Source organism: Blautia glucerasea (assembly GCF_020537505.1).
In the GTDB taxonomy this organism is placed as follows: Bacteria; Bacillota; Clostridia; order Lachnospirales; family Lachnospiraceae; genus Blautia_A.
The window spans coordinates 1-23,614 of sequence record NZ_JAJBMO010000010.1; the positions used below are offsets into that span (position 1 = coordinate 1).

The window sequence follows — 23,614 nt, forward strand, 5'->3', positions numbered from 1 at the left end:
TGTTTGATTCACTCAAGACAACCAACTAGCTTAGTTATCTCTCGTCATTACTGTTTTAAAAGTTTCATTCGAAAATGAATTGTATAAAGAAATTTTCGAGAATCGTATGTGTTTCACTGTTTAGTTATCAAGGTTGTTTCGCTGTCAGCTCTTTGCGACAGCTTATTTACTTTATCATATCTTCCAGATCTTGTCAAGCACTTTTTTCAAAAGTTTTTGAGATCTTTCAGACCGTATCTAAAGTTGTTTGTTTCTGCCGTTCTGTTCAAGCGACTTGGTTACTTTATCATAAGTTCAGTCATTTGTCAACAGTTAATTTGAATTTTCTGAAAACTATTTTATTTTTCAGTATTTCAGAAGCAATTCCTTGCGACAGCTTGTTTATATTACCACTGCCGCAAGTAGAAGTCAAGCACTTTTTACAAAAAAGCCTATATTATTTTGTGCAGTTTCCTATTTACTCACAATATACCGGATGGCATCCTGGATCTGCCTTACATAGACCAGCTTCACTCCATCTGCTTTTTCCACAGAATTTCGGCACACTTCAGGCAGGATCACCGTATCAAAGCCTAATTTCTTCGCTTCCTGCACTCTCTGCCCCGCCATGCTTACAGCACGCACTTCGCCGCTCAGTCCGATTTCCCCAAATGCCATCAATTTATCCGGAATCACAATATCTTTCATGCTGGATGCAATTGCAAGACAAATTCCAAGGTCAATAGCTGGCTCGGTCATTTTCATTCCTCCGGCGATATTTACATAAGCATCTGAAGAAGCAAGATGCAGTCCTACTTTCTTCTCCAGAACGGCCATCAGCAGATTGACACGATTAAAATCAGTTCCTACAGCCGTCCTCCTTGGAATACCGAAGTTACTCTCACAGACTAACGCCTGTATTTCCACAAGAATCGGGCGGGTCCCCTCCATAGAACAGGCAACCACACAGCCTGAAGCATTTTCCGGACGCCCCTCCAGAAGATATTCGGATGGATTCGATACTTCTTCCAGTCCGGTTCCCTGCATTTCAAAAACACCGATTTCATTGGTAGAGCCAAATCGGTTCTTCACAGCACGCAGAATTCGATAGGAGGCATGCCTGTCCCCTTCAAAATAAAGCACTGTATCCACCATATGCTCTAATACTCTCGGGCCGGCCACATTTCCCTCTTTCGTCACGTGACCAACAATAAAAATTGTGATTCCAAGCCCCTTTGCAATCTGCATCAATACATTGGTAGATTCCCGCACCTGGGAAACGCTTCCCGGGGCAGAACCGATTTCCTCATCAAACATGGTCTGAATGGAATCCACGATTGCCACATCTGGTTTCTTTCTCTCCATGATTTCCCGGACGGTATCCAGATTGGTCTCACACAAAAGCTGGAGATTCTCATTGAATGTACCGATACGGTTTGCACGAAGCTTGATCTGACGCAAGGATTCCTCACCGGAAATATACAGGACAGAGCTTCCATTCTCTGCCAGATTCCGGCATACCTGCAAAAGAAGGGTAGATTTTCCAATACCAGGATCTCCACCCACAAGAACCAAAGACCCGGGGACAATGCCGCCCCCGAGTACTCTGTCAAGCTCACCTATTTTCGTTGTCTGACGCTCATCTTCCTTCAGGCTGATATCCTTCAGGATTACTGGTTCAGACTTCTCTCTGGAAACAGCCTTGCCGCCTCCTGCTGCCTTTTTCCCTGTGGAAACTGGTTCTTCCACAAAAGAATTCCAGGCCTTACAGCCAGGGCACTGTCCCATCCATTTCGCGGATTCGTAACCACACTCCTGGCAAAAATATACCATTTTTTTGTTTTTTAACATTTTACAATTTTTACATCAACAGCTGAGCCATTTCCAAGCTCTACGCTGAAAGAAAGCTTTCCACCAAGGTTTGTTTCCATTTTACCTGTGCTTGCTCCATCAAGATATACCTCATACTGAGCTTCTGCTTCAAGTTCAACGGTGATCTGCGCGTCCTCTGGTCCTTCCACGCGGAAGCTCATCTGGCTTCCATCCTGTGCAAGATCAAACACAGCGGTACCTGGTACGGACTCATATACGAACATACCATTGCGCTCCAGCTTGGTGATTTCCTTAAATGTTTTTACTTTATACATATCTCCCTGATGAGGATAATCTGAAACCTTTGATTTCTGGGTTTTCTCATAATCTCCAAAGCTGATGGTACCATTTTCCTCTGTACGGATCAGTTCCTTTACTACTGCCATGATGCTTGTCCTCCCTAAGACTCTTTCGTTATGTTCTCTGGCGGATATTTCTTCGCCAAATCTTTTCACCGGCTCCCCGATGCTGTACATATTATATAATAAAACCCTTTTCTTTGCCAGTACCTGACACAAAATTTATAGCAATTTTAGATTTAGGGTTGCTGTTTGCTCTGTGACCAGTAACTGCTTCGCAATGCACAGAAATCATGCTTTGCATGATTTCGCGCCGCAGCTCTACCCTTCTTTCACAATGAACCGAATTTCCTTATTCCGATACTGTACCTGTACTGTATCACCTCGCTTGATTTTCCCTTCCAGCAGCTCATTTGCCAGCCGGTCCTCTATCTTGGACTGAATTGCACGTCTCAGCGGTCTTGCTCCGTATTTGGCGTCAAATCCGGCTTCTGCGATGTAATCAACTGCGGAGTTTGTCACATTCAGCTGAATATTCATCTGTTCCTGGCATCTCTTCTCCAGGGATTTCAAAAGCAGGGTTACGATCTTACGAATTTCCTCTTTCTTCAAAGTATGGAATACCATGATCTCATCAATTCGGTTCAGAAATTCCGGTTTGAAAAGGCGGCGGACTTCCTCCATAACGCTGGCTTTCATTTTCTCATAGTCCTTTTTCTCATCCTTCTGGGAAATAAAGCCAAGCTGCTTGGGTTCTACAATCGCCTGCGCACCTGCGTTGGAAGTCATAATGATGATGGTCTGCTTGAAATCCACTTTTCTTCCATGGGCATCTGTAATGTGTCCATCATCCAGCACCTGAAGAAGAATATTAAACACATCTGGATGCGCTTTCTCAATCTCATCGAAAAGGATCACACTGTATGGATTCCGGCGCACTTTTTCGCTTAACTGTCCCCCTTCATCGTATCCCACATATCCTGGCGGGGAACCGATCAGCTTGGAAACACTGTGCTTCTCCATATATTCGGACATATCTACGCGGATCATAGCCTGCTCACTGCCAAAAACAGCCTGGGCAAGGGCCTTGGAAAGCTCTGTTTTACCTACGCCGGTAGGACCAAGGAACAAAAAGGAGCCAATGGGACGATTAGGATCTTTTAGACCTACACGGCCGCGCTTTACCGCCTGGGAAACTGCATGTACTGCTTCCTCTTGTCCAATCACACGCTTATGGAGTTCTTTTTCCAGCTGGGCAAGACGTCTGGTCTCCCCCTCTGTCAGCCTCTGTACCGGAATCTTTGTCCAGTCAGACACAATGGACGCAACAGCTTTTTCATTCACTTTCCCGGCTTTCTTATGCGTCTTCTTTTCTTCCTTTGCACGAAGCAGTTCCAGTCTTGCTTCTGCCCTCTTTTGTTTCTCCTGGCACTCTTTGGCCAAAGTAAGATTGCCAGCCTTGATGGCATGTTCTTTTTCCTGAAGAATTTCCTGGATCTCACGGCTTAAATCTTCCCCTTCAGAGGATACCTGATAACCGGACAACCGTACCTTGGACGCAGCCTCATCGATCAGATCAATGGCCTTATCTGGCAAAAAGCGGTCGTTAATATAGCGCACAGACATTTTAACAGCTGCTTCTAAGGCTTCATCTAATATTTCAACCCTATGATGCTTTTCATAATAAGGACGAAGCCCCTTCAGGATCTCGTATGCCTCCTCTTCGGATGGCTCTTCCACTGTAACTGGCTGGAAACGACGCTCTAAAGCAGCATCCTTCTCAATATATTTGCGGTACTCCTCCAGGGTGGTTGCACCAATGATCTGCAATTCTCCACGGGAAAGAGAGGGCTTCAGAATATTTGAGGCATCCAGAGCTCCCTCTGCGCCACCTGCCCCGATAATGGTGTGAAGTTCGTCAATGAACAGAAGGATTCCCTGATTCTCACGCACTTCGTCCACGACCTTGCGGATGCGTTCCTCAAATTCACCTCTATATTTGCTTCCTGCCACCATTCCGGAAAGGTCCAGTACTACCAGCCGTTTATCCTGAATGGTCTCTGGCACTGTGCCTGCGATAATGCGCTGTGCAAGGCCCTCTGCAATGGCAGTCTTACCTACCCCGGGTTCTCCTACCAGGCAGGGATTGTTCTTCGTCCTGCGGCTTAAGATCTGGATCAGTCTGCTGATTTCTTTCTCTCTTCCTACCACTGGATCCAGTCTGCCTTCTGCTGCCATCTGGGTAAGATCACGGCTATACTGGTCAAGAGCCGGGGTGGGACTCCCGTTCTGGTTCTGCATGGCCTTAGCAGCCTGAAATTCTTCCTGAATGGATTCATTGTCATATCCCATAGCTCCAAGCACTGCAGCATAAAGCTTCTGGATATTCACACCCAGGGTATACAAAAGTCTGGTTCCCACACATTCTGTCTCCCTAAGCATAGCAAGGAGCAGATGCTCTGTTCCAGCCTTTTCACCTCCACCATTCTGTGCTTCCAGTACTGCACTCTCCAAAACCTTCTCTGTTCTTGGACTGTAGACAGGGTCTTCTTCTATTTCTGTAATAGCTCCTGCTTCTGCAGGGGTAACCAGCTTGTCAATCAATTCCACAAGCTTTTTGCCATCCACCTGAAATTCTTCCAGAACTCTTCCCGCAGTGCCTTCTGTCTCACTGAGAAGTCCCAGAAGAAGATGCTCTGTTCCAATATACCCAAGCTCAAAATCAATGGCTGCCGCCTTTGCCAGAGCCAAGGCTGTCTGAGCCTGCTTCGTAAATTTATTCTTCATGAATCAATTGTTCCTCCTTACGTTACTGGTTCAGTTGTTTCTGTATTATTGTCCATATTCGTCCAGAATTTCATCGATCAGACTATGAACTTCCTCTCTTGTCACATTTCTGCAGCAGCCTCTTGCAAGTGCCACGCGCAAATTTTGTTTCAATTCTTCCATAGCTCTTATTTTATCTACATCCAGACAAATAACTGTGCCTTTTCTTCTGTCAATGGATACAAAGCCTTCCTGACGCAGTAAGGAATAGGCTTTATTTACTGTATGCATATTGATTCCAACAGTATCCGCAAGCTGTCTCACAGATGGAAGTGGATCTCCCTCCTGCAGCCGGGATGTGGCAATTCCCATGATGATCTGATTCATCAGCTGGGTATATAATGCTTCATCACTCTGGAAATCTATTTTGATAACCATTTTATCCCTCCCTGTATAAAATAACTTCTGACACCAGACGCTGTTTTCAAAAAAGCAGTGCCTTATTCTGAAAAACAAAGGGACCGGAGTCATATATCCCCCGGCCTCTCTATCTTTCGTAATAAAAAGTTCTTGCCTGATCTTACAGGTAAGCCATCTTTAAAATGGGCAGCACGCCCTGTCCCTCTTACTGAACTGGTGTCTCAGCTGCCGGTGTTTCTTCTGTCTTCACTTCTCCCTCTGCAGTCTGTGCCTCCTGCGGTGCAGCCTTAACTGGAGCACTCTCAGCCGGTACAACAGCTGGCGGAATCTCAACACCAAGGAGCTTTCCAAGCTGTACTCTGTCAAGGATCAGATTGAAGCCCATTGGATTGACCACAAAGCCCTTAGCCTGATTGATAATAAGACCTGGCAGCTTTGCAAATGGAACCTTAGCTGCACGAAGCTTCTTGCCTCTTGCAAATTTATCAAACTCCATAACGTCTGTAAATGCAGGCTGAAGAATGTCACCCTGTTTGTTCTTCAGGTATGGAATATTAACCTTGGCCGCATCATCCGGATCCGTAGCCATCGCTACCAGGAATTCGGATTTCTTCAGATTCACGATCAGCTCTTCCTCCATCTCACGAAGATTTACCGTACGCTCTTCTTTCTTAAGCGGACGGCGCAGCTCCTGCATGAAATAAATACCGGAAAGCTGAAGTGTGGAATTAAAAAGTGGCTGTTTCTTCGGCTCAAGCTTGCTGAAATCTGCCTGCCTCGCAATCTTGGTAAGCTCAACCTCGATCTGATTCTCTCCATCTACCCATACCACACTGTTTACACCGATTGCAAACAATGTGCCATAGAATCTTGGAAAATCCTTCTTCTCATATTTCATTCCCATAAGAAGGATCTTATCCTCTAATTTCTTCTTGCCAAATGCTTTGATCTCTTCTTCGGTAGCAAATACCCATACCTGGTCGTTAAAGCTCTCTTCGTCACAAATTACATATGGAAGCTTCGTAGCCTGTGAATATGCTACAAAGAGTTCATCTCTTGTCTGTAATTCCTTAATCGCATCCTGCTCTGTGATTCCCATGTCATTATCCTCTCAGTCCTGGTTTTCTAATGTCGTATGGGAAACTCCACATATCGACGCAAAACCTAATATGCAACCATTTTATAACAAAATGATAAAAAAGTAAAGTATAAGCAGGTGGATTTCATGCAAATTTCCACAATTTCTATCCCATGTAGTCGTAAGTCTTTATTTTACGGTAATTTTTAGGATACTTTTTCAGGCCATAAACACCGGTAATTTTTCCAGTATACTGTTTCTGCGGATCATAATGTTTATCATTTATGGTCATCCAGCAGTGTGTCTTACTCATTTTCAGCTTTATATTTTTGTAACCGATTTTCTCTGCAAGAGCGGCAAACGCACAGGCAAAATGAATACAGTTTCCTCTTTTGGTCCGGAGCATGCTTAATGCAGCCTTTCTCTGCCAGCCTTCTTCTTTCATATTAGGATCAACTCCCCCATACCGGAATTTTCTCCCATCTACCATATACTTCCAGCATGCTTTCAGCTTCTGGGCACGGGTCATTTTTGAATTGGTGATTTTGGAAAGGATCTTTGTCGTCTGAACTTTAAGCAAAGCATCTGTATGATCCTTTTTTCTTGGCGTTATGCTTTCCACAGTGGAATCGATCATCTGATTCCCGCCGGCAGCAAGCGCAGGGGCAGGTGCCGTTGTCAAAAGCAGCGCTGCCATCACTCCCAGGAACATTTTTTTAACCTTCATACACAATTTTTCTCCATATCTGCATAAAGAACACTGCCATTCTTCTCTGGCAGTGTTCTCCTTATCCTTTTAACTTGCCCGAGTCATTTTAGCATAAATGCAACTGCTCAATACCTTCACAGCTACACACAGAATAACACCTACTGAATAGTCACCATAAATTCTACGATTCCATCCAGCTGTGCCATCTGGTCTTCTTTCAGAGCGGACTTCACAGTCACTGTTTCCTCGTAAATTTCCATATCTTTCATTCCAGAAAGAATTTCCTTCATCTGTCTGCCAGCTGTAGAAGCCCAGGTTCCATTCTCCAGGACTGCCACCTTTCTCTTCTGGAGATTGTGGGCTGCCAGCTCATGGAGCAGTGTCTCCATTTTCGGAAACAGGCCTGCATTGTAAGTCGGGCATGCAAATACGATCCTGTCGCAGCGGAATGCCTCTGCCACCAGATAAGACGGATCTGTCACAGAAACGTCATAAACCTTCACATTCTTCTCTCCTGCATCTGCCAGCTTACCAGCCAGAACATCTGCTGCGTTCTCTGTGTTTCCGTAAATAGATGCATACATGATCACAACATTATGGTCTTCTGGTGTATAAGTGCTCCATTTCTGATATTTGTCGATAAACCAGCCAAGGTCCTCTCTCCAGATCGGGCCGTGAAGCGGGCAGATCATAGCTATCTCTAAGGTAAGCGCCTTTTTCAGGGCGCTCTGAACTGGTCCGCCGTATTTTCCAACAATGTTTACCAGATATCTTCTGGCATCATCCAGCCACTCTTCTTTAAAATTCACTTCGTCTGCGAAAACATTTCCATTCAGTGCACCGAAAGTTCCGAACGCATCTGCACTGAAAAGCACCTTGTCATAGGCATCATATGTAACCATTGCCTCTGGCCAGTGAACCATTGGGATCATGGCAAAAGCCAAGGTGTGCTTCCCTGTGCTTAATGTGTCACCTTCTTTGATCACAACAGCATGGGAATCTACATCAAAAGTAAAGAACTGTTTCATCATGGAAAAGGTCTTGGCATTTCCCACAATCTTCACTTCCGGGAATCTTCTCACCACTTCCTCCACGATTGCACAGTGATCCGGCTCCATATGGTTTACGATCATATAATCCAGTTTTCTGCCATCCAGAACATGTTCCAGATTTTCAAAAAACGGGCCGCTTACAGATTTGTCAACAGTGTCCAGAAGGACGGTCTGCTCATCCAGGATCACATAAGAGTTATAAGATACGCCTCTTGGAATTGGGTAAATATTCTCAAACAGGGCAAGTCTTCTGTCACTTGCACCAATCCAGTATAAATCTTCATTTACTTTCTTTACGTTGTACATAGTAGTACCTCCTTTAGCTTTCGCTGAATACTTCTATAATATTACAGAATTCCCTTATTTTTGTATTCCAGGTTTTTAGAAAAAAAGACAGGAAACAAAACCTGTCTCCTGCCTATTTTATACCACTTGGTCACGCCTCGTCAATCGCTTTTCCAATATCGTGACGCATATATTTGTTCGCAAAGGTGATCCACTCTGTTGCTGCATAAGCATTCTTACGTGCTTCCTTCAGATTGCTTCCTGTTGCAGTAATTCCCACTACACGGCCACCGTTTGTGACGATCTGTCCGTCTTTGAATTTGGTTCCTGCATGGAAACAGTAATACCCTTCTTTGTCCTTGAAGTTTTCAAATCCATACATTGGAATCTCTTTTTCGTATTTCACCGGATATCCGTCGCTTGCAAGAACGACGCACACAGCTGCGTTGTCTTCGAATTGCAGATCTATCCGATCCAGGGTTCCATCAACGCAGGCTTCCATCACTTCTACAATGTCGTTCTTCATACGCGGAAGGACTACCTGGGCTTCCGGATCTCCGAAACGGGCATTATATTCCAGCACCTTCGGGCCATCTGCTGTCAGCATCAGGCCAAAGAAAATAATCCCTTTAAACTCTCTTCCCTCAGCAGCCATCGCATCTACCGTTGGCTGATATACATATTTCTGGCAGAACTCATCCACCTCTTTTGTGTAGAAGGGGCTTGGGGAAAAGGTTCCCATTCCGCCGGTATTCAGCCCCTGGTCGCCGTCCTTGGCACGTTTGTGATCCTGCGCGGAGGTCATCGTCTTGATGGTTTTTCCATCTACAAAAGAAAGAACGGAAACCTCACGTCCGGTCATGAATTCTTCGATAACCATAGTGTTTCCTGCATTTCCGAATTTCTTATCCTCCATGATCTCTTTTACGCCGTCTTCTGCTTCCTGAAGGTTCTGACAGATCAGAACACCTTTTCCAAGGGCAAGACCGTCTGCTTTGAGAACGATAGGGAATTTCGCTTCCGTGCGAAGATAAACCAATGCCTTCTCCGGGTCGTCAAAATTCTCATATGCAGCTGTTGGAATGTTGTATTTCTTCATCAGGTCCTTGGAAAAAGCCTTGGAGCCTTCCAGGATGGCCGCATTTTTACGAGGTCCGAATACCCGCAAGCCGCGGGACTCGAATTCGTCTACAATGCCTCCTACCAACGGATCATCCATACCGATGATAGTAAGGTCCACCTGATTTTCCTGGGCAAAATCAGCCAGCTTCTTAAATTCCATGGCACCGATGTTCACACACTCTGCATATTCTGCGATTCCCGCATTTCCCGGTGCACAATAAATTTTATCTACTTTCGGACTTCTGGATACACTCCATGCAATTGCATGTTCTCTTCCGCCGCTTCCTACGATCAATACTTTCATAATATCCTCCTTAGTCGCTGATGGTCACAATATGATCTTCCACTGAAACCTTTCCATTGGCAATCAGGTTGATCGCCTTTGGAAGGATCTTCCACTCTGCCTTTTCCATCACACTTCTCTGAAGAGACTGTGGGGTATCGTCTGGCTCAATTTTTACTGCTTTTTGCAAAATAATCGGGCCGGTATCTGTACCAGTGTCCACAAAATGAACGGTGGCACCTGTTACTTTTACCCCTCTCTTTAAAGCTGCTTCGTGAACGTGAAGTCCATAATACCCAGCTCCGCAAAAAGATGGAATCAGGGATGGATGGATGTTGATGATCTTATTTGGAAATGCCTCCACGATCATCGGAGGAATCGCAACCAGGTAGCCAGCAAGAACAATCAGTTCTGCCCCGCTTTCCTGAAGCTTCTTTAAAAGAGCCTCATGGAATTTTTCACGGCTCTCAAATTCCTTCGGAGAAATACAGACAGCCTCTATTCCATGGTTCTCTGCTCTTTTTAAGGCGTAGGCATTTGGGTTATTGCTGATCACAAGTGAAACCTCTGCATTTGTGATCTTCCCGGAATCAACAGCATCCAGGATGGCCTGAAGATTGGTACCACCGCCGGATACCAGAACAGCAGCCTTTAGCATAATGTCACTCCCTTTTCTCCTGCTTCGATACGTCCTACTACGTATGGAGTCTCACCTGCTGCCTTAATTGCCTCCATGGTCTTATCCACGTCCGCAGGATCAACTGCCAGAACCATACCCAGTCCCATGTTGTAGGTGTTATACATCATTTTCTCTTCGATATCACCGGTCTTTGCAAGAAGCTTGAAGATCGGAAGTACCGGATAGCTGTCTTTTTCGATCACGGCTCTTGTTCCCTCTTTCAGCATACGTGGTACATTCTCATAGAAGCCGCCACCTGTAATATGGCTGCATGCATGGATCTTAACGCCAGCGTCTTTAATGCTCTTAAGAGCTTTCACGTAAATCTTGGTTGGAGCGATCAACGCTTCCCCAAGGGTAGTTCCAAGTTCCTCATAATAAGTATCAAGGGATTCCTTTGTCATCTCAAAAACCTTGCGGACAAGGGAAAAACCATTGCTGTGTACACCGGAGGATGCCATACCGACCAGTACATCTCCTGGTTTTAAGTTCTCGCCTGTGATCAGATCCTTCTTATCTACAACACCAACAGCAAATCCAGCCAGGTCGTACTCATCTACCGGATAAAATCCAGGCATCTCAGCGGTCTCGCCACCGATCAGTGCTGCACTTGACTGGCTGCAGCCTTCTGCAACACCCTTTACGATCTCTGCAATCTTCTCTGGATAGTTCTTTCCACAGGCAATGTAGTCCAGGAAGAAAAGAGGCTCTCCGCCTGCACATGCAATATCATTTACGCACATAGCAACACAATCGATTCCAACCGTGTCATGTTTGTCCATAATAAATGCCAGTTTCAGCTTGGTTCCAACTCCGTCTGTACCGGAAACCAGGGTAGGCTCTTCCATATTCTTGAAACTGTTCATGGAAAAAGCACCTGAGAATCCTCCGATTCCTCCAAGTACTTCTGGTCTCATTGTCTTTGCAATATGCTGTTTCATTAACTCTACTGATTTGTATCCTGCCTCAATATCAACGCCCGCGTTCTTGTAATCCATGCCTTTTTCCTCCCAGAATTTTATGGTTTTTCAGATTTCTTTTCCAATAGTTCCAGGGGCAAAAAAGTTTGCCCCTGGTGTATCGCCTTATTTGTTATAAGCCTTATGTCCTACTTCCTGTAATTTCGCATCCTTGGCTTCTACCTGCTCTTTCAGCTCCTGGCTGTATGCTTTCAGACGGGTAAGGAGCTCCGGATCAGATGTTGCAAGGATCTTCGCTGCAAGAAGACCTGCATTCGCGCCGCCGTTAATGGCAACCGTTGCAACTGGAATACCAGATGGCATCTGTACAATGGAGTACAGGGAATCTCTTCCCCCAAGAGATGTGGTGTGCATAGGAATTCCGATAACCGGCATCGGGAAAATCGCTGCACACATTCCTGGTAAATGTGCAGCCATACCTGCACCTGCAATAATCACCTTAAATCCTTTTTCCTCAGCTGTCTTCGCATACTCAAAGAACACGTCCGGCTCTCTGTGTGCGGAGATAATACGCATTTCATATTCAATTCCAAGCTTTTCCAGAATGTCAGCGGCCTTGCTCATAACCGGCATATCTGAATCGCTGCCCATTACAATTCCTACTTTTGGCATAATATTCTCCTCTTTTATCTGTGATTTAGAACTACCATTCGCGTAAATTCTACTAAGAATAACATTTTCTGTCAATACGATTGACGCAAAGAAAAATTTTGAAGGGCTAATTAATTTTGCTGTCAAAGGGTTTATTCAGTTCCTCTGTTCCGGCAAGCACAAATCTGCCGTTCTCGATAATGGAAGTTTCCTCACCATTTTTCCCAACAACGCGAATGCTTCCAAGTTCATCATAAGGGATGGTAATATCTGTATGGCAGCCAAAGTAGGCCTTACTGATATCCGTTTTCCTTAAAATAGAGATTTCATTATCCCTGGCAATCAGCTCTTTGCCGTCCGGATTGTACACTGCCGTATCCTCTGACCAGCTGTAGCAGGTATCGCCCACTGCAAAATGGGGTCCCATTTTCTCTGCGATCAGGATTGGCAGCTTGTCTGCAATGTGATACTTCCCGGCAGCCACATAAGCGGTTGTATTCGTTCCAATTGCAAATTCCCCCATAGGGAGGGTGGGATGATGGAACAGGATATTGTCCTCAATGTATTTTTGATTCTCTTCTTCCGTTTCAAAATTCCTGCAGGAATAGGATGCGATTCTGCCATCCTTGAACCAGATCTTCAGATCAAGGAATTGAAGTCCCTCCAAATATACCTTGCTCACATGGAGAAGTCCATTAGTACCGGAAAGTACCGGAGAGGTGAACACTTCTCCAACCGGAATATTTACATCTGCCACGCAGTTTTCAAAATTGGACTGCTTTGCTGGGTCCGTAAGCGTGTGGAGATGAATCTTAAGATCCGTTTCATTTTTCCCTTTTCCCTTCACAGATACCCATTCTGTGGTATCCAGAGTGTCGATCAGGGTCTGCTGGATTTTCTGATAAAGCTGGTAATCCAGTGTATTGATCTTCACGATCTGGCGGAAAATATCCTCATAATCGCCCCCAATTTCCGGAACCGGATAAGCAATAATGGTAAAGCTCCTCTCATCCCCTTTGATGTAGCGGTTTGTGATCTGTCCAGCTTCATTCTGCATTTCGATTTCCAGATTCTGCTGGGCTTCACTGAACTGCCATGCCTCTTTTACACTTACCGGTGAAAAAGGAGTCTCACCGAATACTTCGATGCAGGCCGGTCCAGCGTGCACATAAGCAAGCTCTTTATATTTCTCATAAGAGGTCTGCAGGGCACGAAGGCGCTTCTGCACAAAATCCTGATCCAGATAAAGAGCCGCATCCTGGCGATGGTCATAGTCAAACTGTGGGTTTGCAACTGCACCAGTGTAACCGATCCGGTAAGCCCCCCGTTTGCTTACAACGTGAGTAGGATAACGGTAAATGACCGGCTTCAGTCCCATTTCTTCGAACTGAAGGATTGCAGCCTTCACCATACGTTCAAAACCAATATTGTAACGGATGTTGACCGTCTTCTTTTTACTAAGATCCTTGCGTCCATTTACAAAGCCCATCCGGTAGCCTTCTGTATAAGTTCTTGCACAGGAGTCAATCTCTTCCTGGGAAAGTCCGTTTAAAAAAGCTGCCGTTCCAAGCTCATTTTCAGTAATATATTCCCCAAACAGATACAGATAACGAAGATCCGTAAGATCAGATCCCATAATAATCCGGGCTGCAAAATCCAGTTCCGGATCCACGCACTCTCTGGTACGGTACTCTACCATATCCTGACAGTAATCATTTGCATAGGAATTCAGGATTCCATGGAACTCTTCCTCTGCAGGCAGTTCCTCCTGGGCAAAAGCAACGTAAACTTCCAGAAACAGTTCCAGAAGCACAGTCATATCCCACAGTCTTTTCTCGTAAGCGTAGGTAACAGCCCCCCGCAGCTCAGCATAGAGGAAGGAAAATTCCTTTCCATACTCGCCAAGCTTTTCGCATGCATACACAGGATTTCCATAGCTGGTTCCGTAATTTTCCGGAAGAATGTCCTCATACAGATCCTGATTCAGCTTCTTCCACTCATCCATGGATAAATCCGCTGCACCTGTAAGCTTTCTTGGCTCTTCCTTTTCGCCAAGAAGGACAACGCCATCCATAACTTCTATATTTTTTGTAAGGAAAGCAGCTGTTTTCTGGAAGAAATCCAGATATGGTTCCTGTACTGCCTTCTCCTCTTTAATCTCGCTTACCCTTTCTTTTGCAAGAGCATAGCGTTCCATTAACAATTCGTCCACGCATTTCCCTCACTTTTCCAATTTGTGCCTAAGCTGCTGCCAAAATCCCAAGCAGCTATTTGGCTTTTTTATTCGCTTTTCTCTGACATATCATCGATTACATGGCCCTTTTCCACATGCTGGCCGATCAGCTCCTGCATATATTCCCAGATCTTCGGTGCTCCCTCACCTGTACGGCGGTTGCGCTTATAGATCTGGCTTTTCTTTACCCCATGCTCCACCCAGCTGATCCCGTCAGTGGCGTTATTGAGAAATAGGGGCTGGCTGTTATCCAGCATATGGGCATATTTTGCCTCCGGGGTCTCGTATGCCTCAAATTCCTCCCAAAGATCGTAGAGCCATTTTCCCTGATCCTCTGGAAGAAGTCCGTAAATGCGCTGTGCTGCCACTTCTTCCCTGTCATGCTGGGTGGCGCCGCTTGCTGCATCATAGGCATACGTATCCCCAGCGTCGATTTCTACCAGATCATGGATCAGAACCATGGGAATTACCCTGGAAAGATTCACCTCTTCTGGTGCATACTCTTTCAGAAGCACCGCCATAAGTGCCAGATGCCAGGAATGCTCCGCATCATTTTCCTTACGTTTTCCATCTGCCAGGTAGGTCTGGCGCATAATATTCTTTACTTTATCAACCTCCAGAATAAAGTCTAACTGTTTCCTTAAACGTTCGTCCATAACCCATTTTCCTTTCCCCGCTTAATTCGTACCCGCTTTTAGCAAACGGTCATACATGGTCCAGTTCCCTGACTTTTTAATCTATAATCCTGTCAGGTACACTCCGATCCACACGATCAGGATCAATCCGTTGCTGATGGAACCGATAATACTGGTCTTATGGCTTCTGCCTTCCTCTGAGAAGCTGGACAGTCCCATAATAAATCCATACACGGAAAGAAGGGTGGCAAACAAGCCCACTCCTCCCACCAGAAATCCAAGGCTATCATTTAGGAAATACGCTAAAGTAACAGCCGTTATAAACAACAAAAAGGACGCTGCCGCCAGACCGGCAGACAGCTTCCCTTTTTTCGCTTCTTTTTTCTTTGTAAATGAATATCTATATCTTCTTGCCATAATGGAATTTTCTCCTAACCGGACAGCAGCCATAAATTCGTCCATGTAAACAGGACTCATCTCTGGCTGCCGCCCGGGACTTTCATCCTAATATGATTACAAATGCGAAAAAGAACATACCCCAAGGCTGCCCCCAGGGTGTTCAAAATCATATCATCCACATCAAAACAGCCGACCTTCGTGATAAGCTGAATCACTTCCACGGTCAGACTTAATAAAAATCCTGATATGCAGATGAGAAAACCACTGTTCATTCTTCTGATAATAACCGGAAGGATAAATCCGAAAGGTAGGAAGCCGATCACATTTCCAAAAATATTGGAAAATACTGCAAATGTGCCAAGCTGTTTCCGATAGATCCAGAACCTTCTGATTTCCACCAAAGGCACCAGATTATACCGGTACACCTGCTGTGCCTCTGCCACTCTGCCATATCCTTCTGAAAAAAAGAGAAAATAGATCAAAAGCAGCACATACAGGACAAACAGCAGGATTCCCATACGGCGAATCAAAGTTTTCGTTTCCTTTTTCAAAAAAATATCCCCTTAAATCATCATATCGGATTTGCCTTTCAGAAGTCTGGCCCCGTTCACGATCATGAGAATACCCGTTGTCACGCCTGTCACCAGCGTAATGATGCCAAGTGCAATACTTCCAGCGCCCACGCCTGAAACAATCTTATAAAGCTTTTCACTCATCAGCATTTCCTCCTTTTACTTATGCTGCCCACCAATTACTGCAGCACATTTTCAAACTTTTTAATGCTGCAAACAACAATCTTATTCTGCACCATACTGCGCATAGTATGCGTCAATGGCAGCCTTTAAGGTGTCGTCAATAATGACTTTTCCTTTATATTCTTTGTTATAAAGATGCTCTACCACCTCTGCCATAGTTACGATAGCAGTTGTCTTAAGGCCATAATTCTCTTCAATTTCCTTCAAGGCACTCTTGGTACCCTGTCCGCGCTCCATGCGGTCTACCGATACTACAAGACCGATCGGGGAAACATCTCCCTGTGCCTTGATGATCGGCAGAGTCTCCTGGATGGAAGTTCCAGCTGTGGTAACATCCTCGATGATCACAACCTTATCCCCATCTTCGATAGGGCTTCCCAGAAGAATTCCCTTATCTCCATGATCCTTTACCTCTTTACGGTTGGAGCAGTAACGGATGTCCTTGCCATATTCTTCGCTGATCGCCATAGTTGTAGCAACTGTCAGCGGGATTCCCTTGTAGGCAGGTCCGAAAAGCACATCAAAATCCAGACCAAATTTACTCTCGATTGCTTTCGCATAGTACTGGCCTAATTTTCTCAACTGTGCTCCTGTACGATAGAATCCTGTATTTACAAAAAATGGGGTGTTTCTTCCGGATTTGGTTACAAAGCTTCCAAATTTGAGTACATTGCAGTCGATCATGAATTCAATAAATTCCTGTTTATACTGTTCCATTTTATCCTCCTTACATGTGGCTTGTATGGGTCATCATATTCATCAGTTTCTTTGCATGCTGTCCTCTTCCAGATTTCAGGATAAACAGCATATTTCTTTTATAGTAGCACAAAATCATGCTACGGTCAAAACTCTTTTAACCATTCGTCATTTCTTCAGAGAATCTCCACCGCAGCTTATATTTTTTATTTCACGCAGCCGATCAGCTGGTTAATATCTTCCACCTTCTGTTTCTGAAGAAATGCCTGGATACCATCCACAACTTCCTGGGTGGTGTATGGATTGATAAAGTTCGCAGTTCCCACAGATACAGCCGTAGCACCGGCCATAATAAATTCCAGGGCATCCTCTGCGCTTGCGATTCCGCCCATTCCAATAATCGGGATCTTTACTGCATTCGCCACCTGATAAACCATGCGCACAGCCACAGGCTTCACCGCCGGACCGGACATACCGCCTGTTTTATTTGCCAGTGCAAAGGTTTTGCGGTTGATATCGATCTTCATTCCGGTAATGGTGTTGATCAGGGAAACCACATCTGCACCGCCAGCCTCAGCAGCTCTTGCCATCTCTGTAATGTCTGTTACATTTGGGCTTAGTTTCATGATCACTGGCTGTTTGGCATATTTTTTCACTTCTTTTGTAATGGCTTCCAAAGCCTTTGGATTCTGTCCAAAAGCAATGCCGCCTTCTTTTACATTTGGACAGGAAACATTGATCTCCAGCATGTCTACCGGCTCATTTCCCAGACGTTCTACTACTTCACAGTAATCTTCTGTGGTTTTTCCACACACATTTACAATGATCTTTGTGTCGTATTTTTTCAGAAAAGGAATGTCTCTTTCACAGAAAACATCAATTCCAGGATTCTGAAGTCCGATGGCGTTCAGCATACCGCCTGTGGTCTCTGCCACACGGGGAGTGGGGTTTCCCGGCCATGGCACGTTTGCCACGCCTTTTGTTACCACTGCCCCAAGGTTGTTCAGATCTACAAATTCACTGTACTCTGCTCCGGATCCAAAGGTTCCGGAGGCAGTCATTACCGGGTTCTTAAGAGTTACACCGGCAAGATTTACGCTCATTTTACTCATAGCTCTACCTCCGTACTTCTGAACACCGGACCGTCTTTACATACCCGCTTATTGTGTACATGAGAATGTTCGTCCACCTCTGTAGACTGGCATACACAGCCAAGACAGGCACCAATTCCGCAGGCCATACGCTCTTCCATGGAAATCCAGCAGGGGATTCCCTTCTCCAGTGCATACGCTTTGATCGCACGAAGCATAGGCTTTGGTCCGCAGGCAAAGATCACGTCTGCTTCCAGTTCCTTCTCCCGGATGGCATCCATAACATTTCCCCTGGTTCCGGCAGAACCATCTTCTGTTGCAATATATACCTGGCCGTTTTTCCCGAATTCATCATTTAAGAATAATTCATCACGATAGCCAAGAACTGCAATCTTCTCTGCGTCCAGCTGCTTCATGGTCTCTAACATAGGAGGCACACCGATTCCGCCGCCCATGAGGAAAACCTTTTTGCCAGCTGCCTCTTCCAGTGGAAATCCATTTCCAAGAGGTCCCAGAAGATCAAGCTGTGCTCCTTTTGTAAGCTTAGAAAAGCTCTCGGTACCGGTTTTCGGTCCTGTCACACGATATACAAGACGAAGGGCACCTTTTTCTTTATCGATCTCGCAAAGGCTGATGGGACGTGGAAGCAGTTTGCTTCCATCCTGTGTGTAAACAGAAACAAACTGTCCCGGCTTTGCATTTTCTGCAATGGTCTTTGTCTGCAGCCACATGCTGTAAATATCTTTTCCAATACATTCCTGACTAAGGACTGTACAGTTTTCTTTTACCTTTGTACCCATTTTCTTCCTCCTAGCGGCTCTCAAGAGCAGTGCTGATGTCCAGGATCATATCTTTAACTGCCTGGCGGGAAGCATCTGCGTAGTTTGCTTCACCAAATTGTGCATATTTCTCCTGCTTGTAGGCTGCAATGATTCCTCGGGAAGAGTTTACGATCGCACCAAGACCGTCTTCGTTAAAGAAGTGTACAAGGTCAGCACCTTTGCCTCCCTGTGCACCATAGCCTGGTACCAGAATGAAGGTCTTCGGCATAAGTTTTCGGAGCACTTTGCCCATTTCCGGATAGGTAGCGCCTACAACAGCTCCTACATAGCTGTAGCCATCACCCATAAGCTCTTCGCCCCAGCTTGCAACCTTCTCACCCACCCACTCATAAAGAGGACGTTTCTCAATGATTCTGTCCTGGAACTCGCCGCTGGATGGATTAGAAGTCTTAACCAGCACAAAGATTCCCTTTTTCTCCTCTTTGCACACATCCATAAATGGCTTCACGCCATCGGTTCCAAGATATGGGTTTACAGTGGCAAAATCCTCGTTAAACGGCACGTAGGTCTTGCTTCCTACCTGGATCTTTCCAAGATGTCCGGTGGCATAGGCTGCTGATGTGGAGCCGATATCACCGCGCTTAATATCTCCGATCACAACAAGGCCTTTCTCTTTACAGTAATCAACCGTACGCTTGTATGCCACAAGGCCTGGGATTCCAAACTGCTCATACATGGCAATCTGCGGTTTCACTGCCGGGATCAGATCGTATGTAGCGTCTACGATTCCCTTATTGTACTGCCAGATAGCTTCTGCAGCACCCTCTAAGGTCTCACCAAATTCCTTGAAGGCAGCTTCCTGAATGTGTTTCGGAATGTAGTTCAGCATTGGATCAAGTCCTACTACAATAGGTGCTCCTGTTTTCTTAATATTAGCAATAAGTTTATTGATCATGGATGTTTCCTCCTGAATATGTTTTTCTATTTCTCTACTATGGAATCCTTGTATACAATTTTACCATCACAAATGGTGTACAGGATCTTACCTTTTACCTCTTTGCCCTCAAATGGGGTATTCCTGCCCTTGGATACAAAGTCAGCCTTATGAATGGTATATGGATTCTTAATATCTGCGATCACCACGTCAGCCGGATGTCCTTCCTTGAGGGTACCGCATGACAGATTCAAAATCTGTGCCGGATTGTAGCTCATCTTCTCCACAAGCTGGGAAAGGGTGAGGATCCCTGTCTCTACCAGTGCCGTATAGCTAAGGGCAAAGCTGGTCTCAATTCCTACGATTCCAAAGGCTGCCGTTCTCATGGAGCCTGTTTTATCCTTCTGGGTGTGTGGGGCATGATCCGTGCTGATCACCTGGATGTAGCCTTCCTTCAGACCTTCGATCAGGGCGTCCACATCTTTTCTGGTACGAAGAGGGGGATTCATTTTGTAATTGGGATCGTCTCTTTCAATATCATCAGATGTGAGTATAAAATGATGCGGGCAAACCTCTGCCGTTACATTCCGGATTCCCTCTGCCTTTAACATTTTCATCATGACTGCCACACCTCTGGTGGAACAGTGGCAAAGATGAAGCTTCGCACCTGTCTCAATGGCGAGAAGAGAATCTCTTGCAGCAATGGTATCCTCTGTAGAATTGCAGATCCCAGGAAGCCCAAGCCGCTTAGCATTCTCATCATCGTTCATGCAGCCATTCCCCCTAAGCGTCATATCTTCACAGTGGTCGAAAATAGGAAGGCCAGCTTTTACTGCCTCCTCCATAGCCTGCTTGCAAAGGCTTGCTTTCATAACGGATTTACCGTCTTCGGAAAGAACCGGGACTCCTGCTGCTGCCATACCTGCAATATCAGAAAGCTCTTCTCCAAGCTCGCCCTTCGTCATGGCACCTGCCTGGAGCACATGGATCGGGGATACCTGTGCAACTTTATTTTTTACATAATTAGCGCGGTCCGGACTGTCAATGACCGGTGTGGTATTCGGCATTGCAACTACAGTAGTTACACCGCCTCTTGCTGCTGCGTGGGAACCGCTTTCAATGTCTTCCTTCTCCGTCTGGCCCGGGTCACGAAAATGTACGTGCAGATCCACAAGGCCAGGCATTACTACCAGTCCCTTAGCGTCTATGATACTGTCATCTTTATCCTTTACCTTCAGTTTTTCTCCCACTTCCTGGATCACGCCGTCATCCAGATAAACGTCCGCAATTTTATCCATCTGCGCAGCCGCATCTACAACACGTCCGCCTCGAATCAGAATACCCATTTGGTTCTCTCCCTTCTGGTATAATGTAATCTTTGTCGTTACCTATCATACACGAATTTTACCATTTAATAAAGACTTTTTTTACCATCCAATATTTTTCCCATTATTTTTTCAGCGGAATAGAAATTACCAGGATTTTTTGTCGCACAATTTTAATAATCCTTGACTTTTTGATGTGCAGGTTATATAATCATCCATGTCGAAGATTATTTAATGTAAAATCACTAGTTTTTAGAGATTATATATTTACATGATATAGTCTGTAAAATCTGGTGATTTTTTTTCGCCAGAACAGCTTTTTAATTTTTTATTTTTTATGGAGGTAACTCAAAATGAACAAGGGCACTGTAAAATGGTTCAACGCTGAAAAAGGTTATGGTTTCATCACAGGAGAAGACGGAGCTGACGTATTCGTACATTTTTCTGCAATCAATGGTGAAGGCTTCAAATCTCTTGAAGAAGGCCAGGCTGTAACATATGACTTAACAGAAGGCGCTCGCGGAATGCAGGCTGCTAACGTTACAAAGTTATAATTGAAGCAACTGAAGCAGAAATTTCCCCTCGGAGGATTCCGGGGGGATTTTTTATAGGTCCATTCACGGATTGGACAAAACAGTTTTCGTTTGGTTCATTTACCATACATACTACAATGGGGACAGATTTCCAAATCTGTCCCCGTAACTTTTCGCTGCCCTGGCAACTATCCGTTCCTATTCTATTTTTATTCTGCTTCTGAATCAGCGCTCAGTCCATTCAGATAAGAATCCAGTGCTGAAGTATCCATAACAGTCTCTGTGGTCTCTGTCACCTGACCCTCTGTCACCTTCCCATATACAGAATAGCCGATCCAGCACACGGCAACAATACATGCAACCAGTGCTGCCAGCTTCTCAAGGTTAAGGATCAGCTTCTCCTTTTTCATGATTTTCTCACGGTTTGCTTTTTCTGCTTTATAAGCATCTACTTTCTTCTGACTCATAGTAGCACGTCTCCTTTGGGATGAAATATCGTCTTAGATGAGTATAGCACACTTTCGAAAAAAATGGAAGGGCGTTCACTTAGTCTTCACACCTTCATGGCCTCATCAGGTTACTGTTCACTCCGTGACCAGTAGCTCTCATCAAACAGCTACAATAATTCCTCCGTCATTTGCATACATGCTGCTGACACCTGCGGTGTCAAGAACCACAATATCTGCTAATTTCATCTTCTCCTGAATGGCTTCCTTAAGCATATAAGCTTTCTTCGGACTATTACAATGGGAGATGGCAAGGACCTTGTTCTCGCTGTTCTCTGTCGCTTCCATGATCTTATCCACCATTTTTACCAGAGCTTTATTCATTCCTCTGGCCTGATCTAACTGGCAGATGCTTCCCTCCGGAGTCGATCCCATAATAGGTTTGATCTTAAGGGCAGTTGCCACAAGAGCCTTCACACGGCTGAGACGGCCATTTTTACGCAGGGTTTCCAGATTCTCCAGCACGAAAAAGGTATGCTGCTCTTCAATATATTTATTCACAACACTGACCACATCCTCAAATGGAAGACCCGCGTCCTCACACTGCACAATTTTCATAGCGATCAAAGTCTGTCCTATAGAAGCGGAACAGGAATTAAACACATGAACCTGCACCCCCTTCTTCTCCTCATGCAGAAGGCTTGCACCAAGAACTGCACTGTTATAAGAGCCACTAAGCTCGGCTGAAAGAGTGACGCAATAAACATGGTCCGCATCGCAGTCAAATGCCTTTCTATAGCTCTCCGGGGACGGGCAGGCTGATTTCGGACATTCCGGACAATCCGCAACCTTCTGCAGAAAATCTGCCTGGTCAAATGTCTCGTCATCTATTATATTCTCACTTCCCACAGTCAGGGTAAGCGGTACGGATGCAAATCTCTCATCCTGCTTCCACTGCTCCAGAAGTTCTCCACAGCTATCTATCACAATTTTATAGCTCAATTATATCGTCCTCTTTTCCATAATATGTAGTTTTAAATACCACATCTATATTAACATATTACTATGTTTTTGAAAAGAGTTTTTTCTTCCATTTTCTTTCAAATTGCTTTATAATAAAAAGCACTAACGAATTTCGCTCTTTTTATGAAAGGAGGCTTTTATGCTCGCCCTAAAGATTACTGATCAGAAGGATTTTACCAACAAGCTTTTCCTTGGAGAAACCTTCGACGCTTTCTGGCTGAACCAGGCCGAAATTATTACCAGCAACATTTTTTCCATTGATGGCAGACTCCAGACTGATTTTTTCGACAACGACGAGCAGGAATTTCTGGTTTCCAGCCACCGTACTTTCTCTCTCTGGAAAGAGGTGAAGCCTTTTTGTTATTCTGTTATAAAAGGAAAACGGGCTCCTCTGGCTTTCAAGCTCGTCCTTCAGTTTTCCCCAAACAAGGCTGCAGCCTTGCTTCAGAGACTGTCTGGTTCTATTTCTCCAGAACAGGTAACAGGTCTGTATTTGAATCTCCAGTACAAGAATAAAGCGATTTTTTGCACTACTGGAACATCTATGAAGACCTTTCTTCCAGGAAAAGAACTGGATCACCTCTGGGAGCAGTATGTAGCAGATTTTTTCCATCGAAACGGATTATCTGTGGAAGAAGTATAACGTA

The 23,614-nt window shown here is 45.0% G+C and carries 25 protein-coding genes; 2 read left to right on the top strand and 23 right to left on the bottom strand.

All coding sequences use genetic code 11. The features are described 5' to 3' along the window. Positions 1-453: 453 nt before the first annotated feature. From radA to LIQ05_RS10050, 21 genes are all read right to left on the bottom strand, one after another. A complete protein-coding gene (gene radA, locus LIQ05_RS09950) occupies positions 454-1,830 on the bottom strand; it encodes a DNA repair protein RadA (protein ID WP_226820388.1) in 1,377 nt (458 codons plus the stop codon). Continuing rightward, entirely contained in the window at positions 1,824-2,237 is a 414-nt protein-coding gene (locus tag LIQ05_RS09955) for an endosialidase (RefSeq protein ID WP_226820389.1), read from the bottom strand. Before LIQ05_RS09955 ends, radA begins: the two co-directional genes overlap by 7 nt. Positions 2,238-2,471: 234 nt before the next feature. After that, positions 2,472-4,937: an ATP-dependent Clp protease ATP-binding subunit gene (locus tag LIQ05_RS09960; RefSeq protein WP_226820390.1), complete on the bottom strand. Its 2,466-nt coding sequence runs from the start codon at positions 4,935-4,937 to the stop codon at positions 2,472-2,474. Positions 4,938-4,982: 45 nt separating this feature from the next. Then, complete coding sequence (locus tag LIQ05_RS09965) at positions 4,983-5,354, bottom strand: GntR family transcriptional regulator (RefSeq protein WP_226820391.1); 372 nt, start codon at positions 5,352-5,354, stop codon at positions 4,983-4,985. A gap of 187 nt (positions 5,355-5,541) precedes the next feature. Beyond that, a complete protein-coding gene (locus tag LIQ05_RS09970; RefSeq protein ID WP_226820392.1) occupies positions 5,542-6,435 on the bottom strand; it encodes an SseB family protein in 894 nt (297 codons plus the stop codon). 145 nt (positions 6,436-6,580) lie between these two features. Next, positions 6,581-7,141, bottom strand: a complete 561-nt coding sequence (locus LIQ05_RS09975; RefSeq protein ID WP_226820393.1) for a transglutaminase-like domain-containing protein — start codon at positions 7,139-7,141, stop codon at positions 6,581-6,583. 140 nt (positions 7,142-7,281) lie between these two features. After that, the gene (locus LIQ05_RS09980) at positions 7,282-8,481 is read right to left on the bottom strand and encodes an FprA family A-type flavoprotein (protein ID WP_226820394.1); all 1,200 of its coding nucleotides are present in this window, start codon (positions 8,479-8,481) and stop codon (positions 7,282-7,284) included. Between the two features lie 130 nt (positions 8,482-8,611). After that, positions 8,612-9,886, bottom strand: a complete 1,275-nt coding sequence (gene purD / locus LIQ05_RS09985) for a phosphoribosylamine--glycine ligase (protein ID WP_226820395.1) — start codon at positions 9,884-9,886, stop codon at positions 8,612-8,614. Positions 9,887-9,896: 10 nt separating this feature from the next. Beyond that, a complete protein-coding gene (gene purN, locus LIQ05_RS09990) occupies positions 9,897-10,523 on the bottom strand; it encodes a phosphoribosylglycinamide formyltransferase (RefSeq protein WP_226820396.1) in 627 nt (208 codons plus the stop codon). Continuing rightward, complete coding sequence (purM, locus tag LIQ05_RS09995) at positions 10,517-11,542, bottom strand: phosphoribosylformylglycinamidine cyclo-ligase (RefSeq protein WP_226820397.1); 1,026 nt, start codon at positions 11,540-11,542, stop codon at positions 10,517-10,519. Before purM ends, purN begins: the two co-directional genes overlap by 7 nt. An 87-nt stretch (positions 11,543-11,629) precedes the next feature. Continuing rightward, a complete protein-coding gene (gene purE, locus LIQ05_RS10000; RefSeq protein WP_226820398.1) occupies positions 11,630-12,136 on the bottom strand; it encodes a 5-(carboxyamino)imidazole ribonucleotide mutase in 507 nt (168 codons plus the stop codon). A 106-nt stretch (positions 12,137-12,242) separates the two neighbouring features. Further along, the gene (locus LIQ05_RS10005) at positions 12,243-14,312 is read right to left on the bottom strand and encodes an aminopeptidase (protein WP_226820480.1); all 2,070 of its coding nucleotides are present in this window, start codon (positions 14,310-14,312) and stop codon (positions 12,243-12,245) included. Positions 14,313-14,395: 83 nt separating this feature from the next. Next, complete coding sequence (locus LIQ05_RS10010; RefSeq protein ID WP_226820399.1) at positions 14,396-15,004, bottom strand: HD domain-containing protein; 609 nt, start codon at positions 15,002-15,004, stop codon at positions 14,396-14,398. A gap of 81 nt (positions 15,005-15,085) precedes the next feature. Then, the gene (locus LIQ05_RS10015; RefSeq protein ID WP_226820400.1) at positions 15,086-15,400 is read right to left on the bottom strand and encodes a DUF6142 family protein; all 315 of its coding nucleotides are present in this window, start codon (positions 15,398-15,400) and stop codon (positions 15,086-15,088) included. 56 nt (positions 15,401-15,456) lie between these two features. Continuing rightward, positions 15,457-15,933 carry a VanZ family protein gene (locus LIQ05_RS10020; protein WP_226820401.1) on the bottom strand — a complete coding sequence of 159 codons (477 nt, stop codon included), beginning with the start codon at positions 15,931-15,933 and terminating at the stop codon, positions 15,457-15,459. Positions 15,934-15,945: 12 nt separating this feature from the next. Further along, positions 15,946-16,098 carry a hypothetical protein gene (locus tag LIQ05_RS10025; RefSeq protein WP_187566586.1) on the bottom strand — a complete coding sequence of 51 codons (153 nt, stop codon included), beginning with the start codon at positions 16,096-16,098 and terminating at the stop codon, positions 15,946-15,948. 81 nt (positions 16,099-16,179) lie between these two features. Further along, a complete protein-coding gene (gene pyrE, locus LIQ05_RS10030; RefSeq protein WP_226820402.1) occupies positions 16,180-16,854 on the bottom strand; it encodes an orotate phosphoribosyltransferase in 675 nt (224 codons plus the stop codon). Positions 16,855-17,039: 185 nt separating this feature from the next. Next, positions 17,040-17,945, bottom strand: a complete 906-nt coding sequence (locus tag LIQ05_RS10035; RefSeq protein WP_226820403.1) for a dihydroorotate dehydrogenase — start codon at positions 17,943-17,945, stop codon at positions 17,040-17,042. Continuing rightward, the gene (locus tag LIQ05_RS10040) at positions 17,942-18,724 is read right to left on the bottom strand and encodes a dihydroorotate dehydrogenase electron transfer subunit (protein ID WP_226820404.1); all 783 of its coding nucleotides are present in this window, start codon (positions 18,722-18,724) and stop codon (positions 17,942-17,944) included. Before LIQ05_RS10040 ends, LIQ05_RS10035 begins: the two co-directional genes overlap by 4 nt. Before the next feature lie 10 nt (positions 18,725-18,734). After that, entirely contained in the window at positions 18,735-19,661 is a 927-nt protein-coding gene (gene pyrF / locus LIQ05_RS10045) for an orotidine-5'-phosphate decarboxylase (protein WP_226820405.1), read from the bottom strand. 26 nt (positions 19,662-19,687) lie between these two features. Then, positions 19,688-20,986: a dihydroorotase gene (locus tag LIQ05_RS10050; protein WP_226820406.1), complete on the bottom strand. Its 1,299-nt coding sequence runs from the start codon at positions 20,984-20,986 to the stop codon at positions 19,688-19,690. Between the two features lie 332 nt (positions 20,987-21,318). On the opposite strand from LIQ05_RS10050, the gene LIQ05_RS10055 reads away from it, so the two are divergent. Next, a complete protein-coding gene (locus LIQ05_RS10055) occupies positions 21,319-21,519 on the top strand; it encodes a cold-shock protein (RefSeq protein WP_008705499.1) in 201 nt (66 codons plus the stop codon). A gap of 188 nt (positions 21,520-21,707) precedes the next feature. Here the strand turns inward: LIQ05_RS10055 and LIQ05_RS10060 are convergent, their stop codons facing one another. Together LIQ05_RS10060 and LIQ05_RS10065 are read right to left on the bottom strand one after the other, a co-directional pair. Then, positions 21,708-21,965, bottom strand: a complete 258-nt coding sequence (locus tag LIQ05_RS10060; RefSeq protein WP_226820407.1) for a hypothetical protein — start codon at positions 21,963-21,965, stop codon at positions 21,708-21,710. Between the two features lie 141 nt (positions 21,966-22,106). Then, positions 22,107-22,946: a DegV family protein gene (locus LIQ05_RS10065; RefSeq protein ID WP_226820408.1), complete on the bottom strand. Its 840-nt coding sequence runs from the start codon at positions 22,944-22,946 to the stop codon at positions 22,107-22,109. 160 nt (positions 22,947-23,106) lie between these two features. Here LIQ05_RS10065 and LIQ05_RS10070 point away from each other — a divergent pair, with 160 nt between their 5' ends. Continuing rightward, complete coding sequence (locus tag LIQ05_RS10070) at positions 23,107-23,610, top strand: DUF5721 family protein (RefSeq protein ID WP_226820409.1); 504 nt, start codon at positions 23,107-23,109, stop codon at positions 23,608-23,610. Positions 23,611-23,614: the final 4 nt, after the last annotated feature.

Bases quoted from the DNA above. Each gene is read 5' to 3' on its own strand.
- radA (WP_226820388.1), bottom strand. From the start codon at position 1,830: ATGTTAAAAAACAAAAAAATGGTATATTTTTGCCAGGAGTGTGGTTAC.
- LIQ05_RS09955 (WP_226820389.1), bottom strand. From the start codon at position 2,237: ATGGCAGTAGTAAAGGAACTGATCCGTACAGAGGAAAATGGTACCATC.
- LIQ05_RS09960 (WP_226820390.1), bottom strand. From the start codon at position 4,937: ATGAAGAATAAATTTACGAAGCAGGCTCAGACAGCCTTGGCTCTGGCA.
- LIQ05_RS09965 (WP_226820391.1), bottom strand. From the start codon at position 5,354: ATGGTTATCAAAATAGATTTCCAGAGTGATGAAGCATTATATACCCAG.
- LIQ05_RS09970 (WP_226820392.1), bottom strand. From the start codon at position 6,435: ATGGGAATCACAGAGCAGGATGCGATTAAGGAATTACAGACAAGAGAT.
- LIQ05_RS09975 (WP_226820393.1), bottom strand. From the start codon at position 7,141: ATGAAGGTTAAAAAAATGTTCCTGGGAGTGATGGCAGCGCTGCTTTTG.
- LIQ05_RS09980 (WP_226820394.1), bottom strand. From the start codon at position 8,481: ATGTACAACGTAAAGAAAGTAAATGAAGATTTATACTGGATTGGTGCA.
- purD (WP_226820395.1), bottom strand. From the start codon at position 9,886: ATGAAAGTATTGATCGTAGGAAGCGGCGGAAGAGAACATGCAATTGCA.
- purN (WP_226820396.1), bottom strand. From the start codon at position 10,523: ATGCTAAAGGCTGCTGTTCTGGTATCCGGCGGTGGTACCAATCTTCAG.
- purM (WP_226820397.1), bottom strand. From the start codon at position 11,542: ATGGATTACAAGAACGCGGGCGTTGATATTGAGGCAGGATACAAATCA.
- purE (WP_226820398.1), bottom strand. From the start codon at position 12,136: ATGCCAAAAGTAGGAATTGTAATGGGCAGCGATTCAGATATGCCGGTT.
- LIQ05_RS10005 (WP_226820480.1), bottom strand. From the start codon at position 14,312: ATGGAACGCTATGCTCTTGCAAAAGAAAGGGTAAGCGAGATTAAAGAG.
- LIQ05_RS10010 (WP_226820399.1), bottom strand. From the start codon at position 15,004: ATGGACGAACGTTTAAGGAAACAGTTAGACTTTATTCTGGAGGTTGAT.
- LIQ05_RS10015 (WP_226820400.1), bottom strand. From the start codon at position 15,400: ATGGCAAGAAGATATAGATATTCATTTACAAAGAAAAAAGAAGCGAAA.
- LIQ05_RS10025 (WP_187566586.1), bottom strand. From the start codon at position 16,098: ATGAGTGAAAAGCTTTATAAGATTGTTTCAGGCGTGGGCGCTGGAAGT.
- pyrE (WP_226820402.1), bottom strand. From the start codon at position 16,854: ATGGAACAGTATAAACAGGAATTTATTGAATTCATGATCGACTGCAAT.
- LIQ05_RS10035 (WP_226820403.1), bottom strand. From the start codon at position 17,945: ATGAGTAAAATGAGCGTAAATCTTGCCGGTGTAACTCTTAAGAACCCG.
- LIQ05_RS10040 (WP_226820404.1), bottom strand. From the start codon at position 18,724: ATGGGTACAAAGGTAAAAGAAAACTGTACAGTCCTTAGTCAGGAATGT.
- pyrF (WP_226820405.1), bottom strand. From the start codon at position 19,661: ATGATCAATAAACTTATTGCTAATATTAAGAAAACAGGAGCACCTATT.
- LIQ05_RS10050 (WP_226820406.1), bottom strand. From the start codon at position 20,986: ATGGGTATTCTGATTCGAGGCGGACGTGTTGTAGATGCGGCTGCGCAG.
- LIQ05_RS10055 (WP_008705499.1), top strand. From the start codon at position 21,319: ATGAACAAGGGCACTGTAAAATGGTTCAACGCTGAAAAAGGTTATGGT.
- LIQ05_RS10060 (WP_226820407.1), bottom strand. From the start codon at position 21,965: ATGAGTCAGAAGAAAGTAGATGCTTATAAAGCAGAAAAAGCAAACCGT.
- LIQ05_RS10070 (WP_226820409.1), top strand. From the start codon at position 23,107: ATGCTCGCCCTAAAGATTACTGATCAGAAGGATTTTACCAACAAGCTT.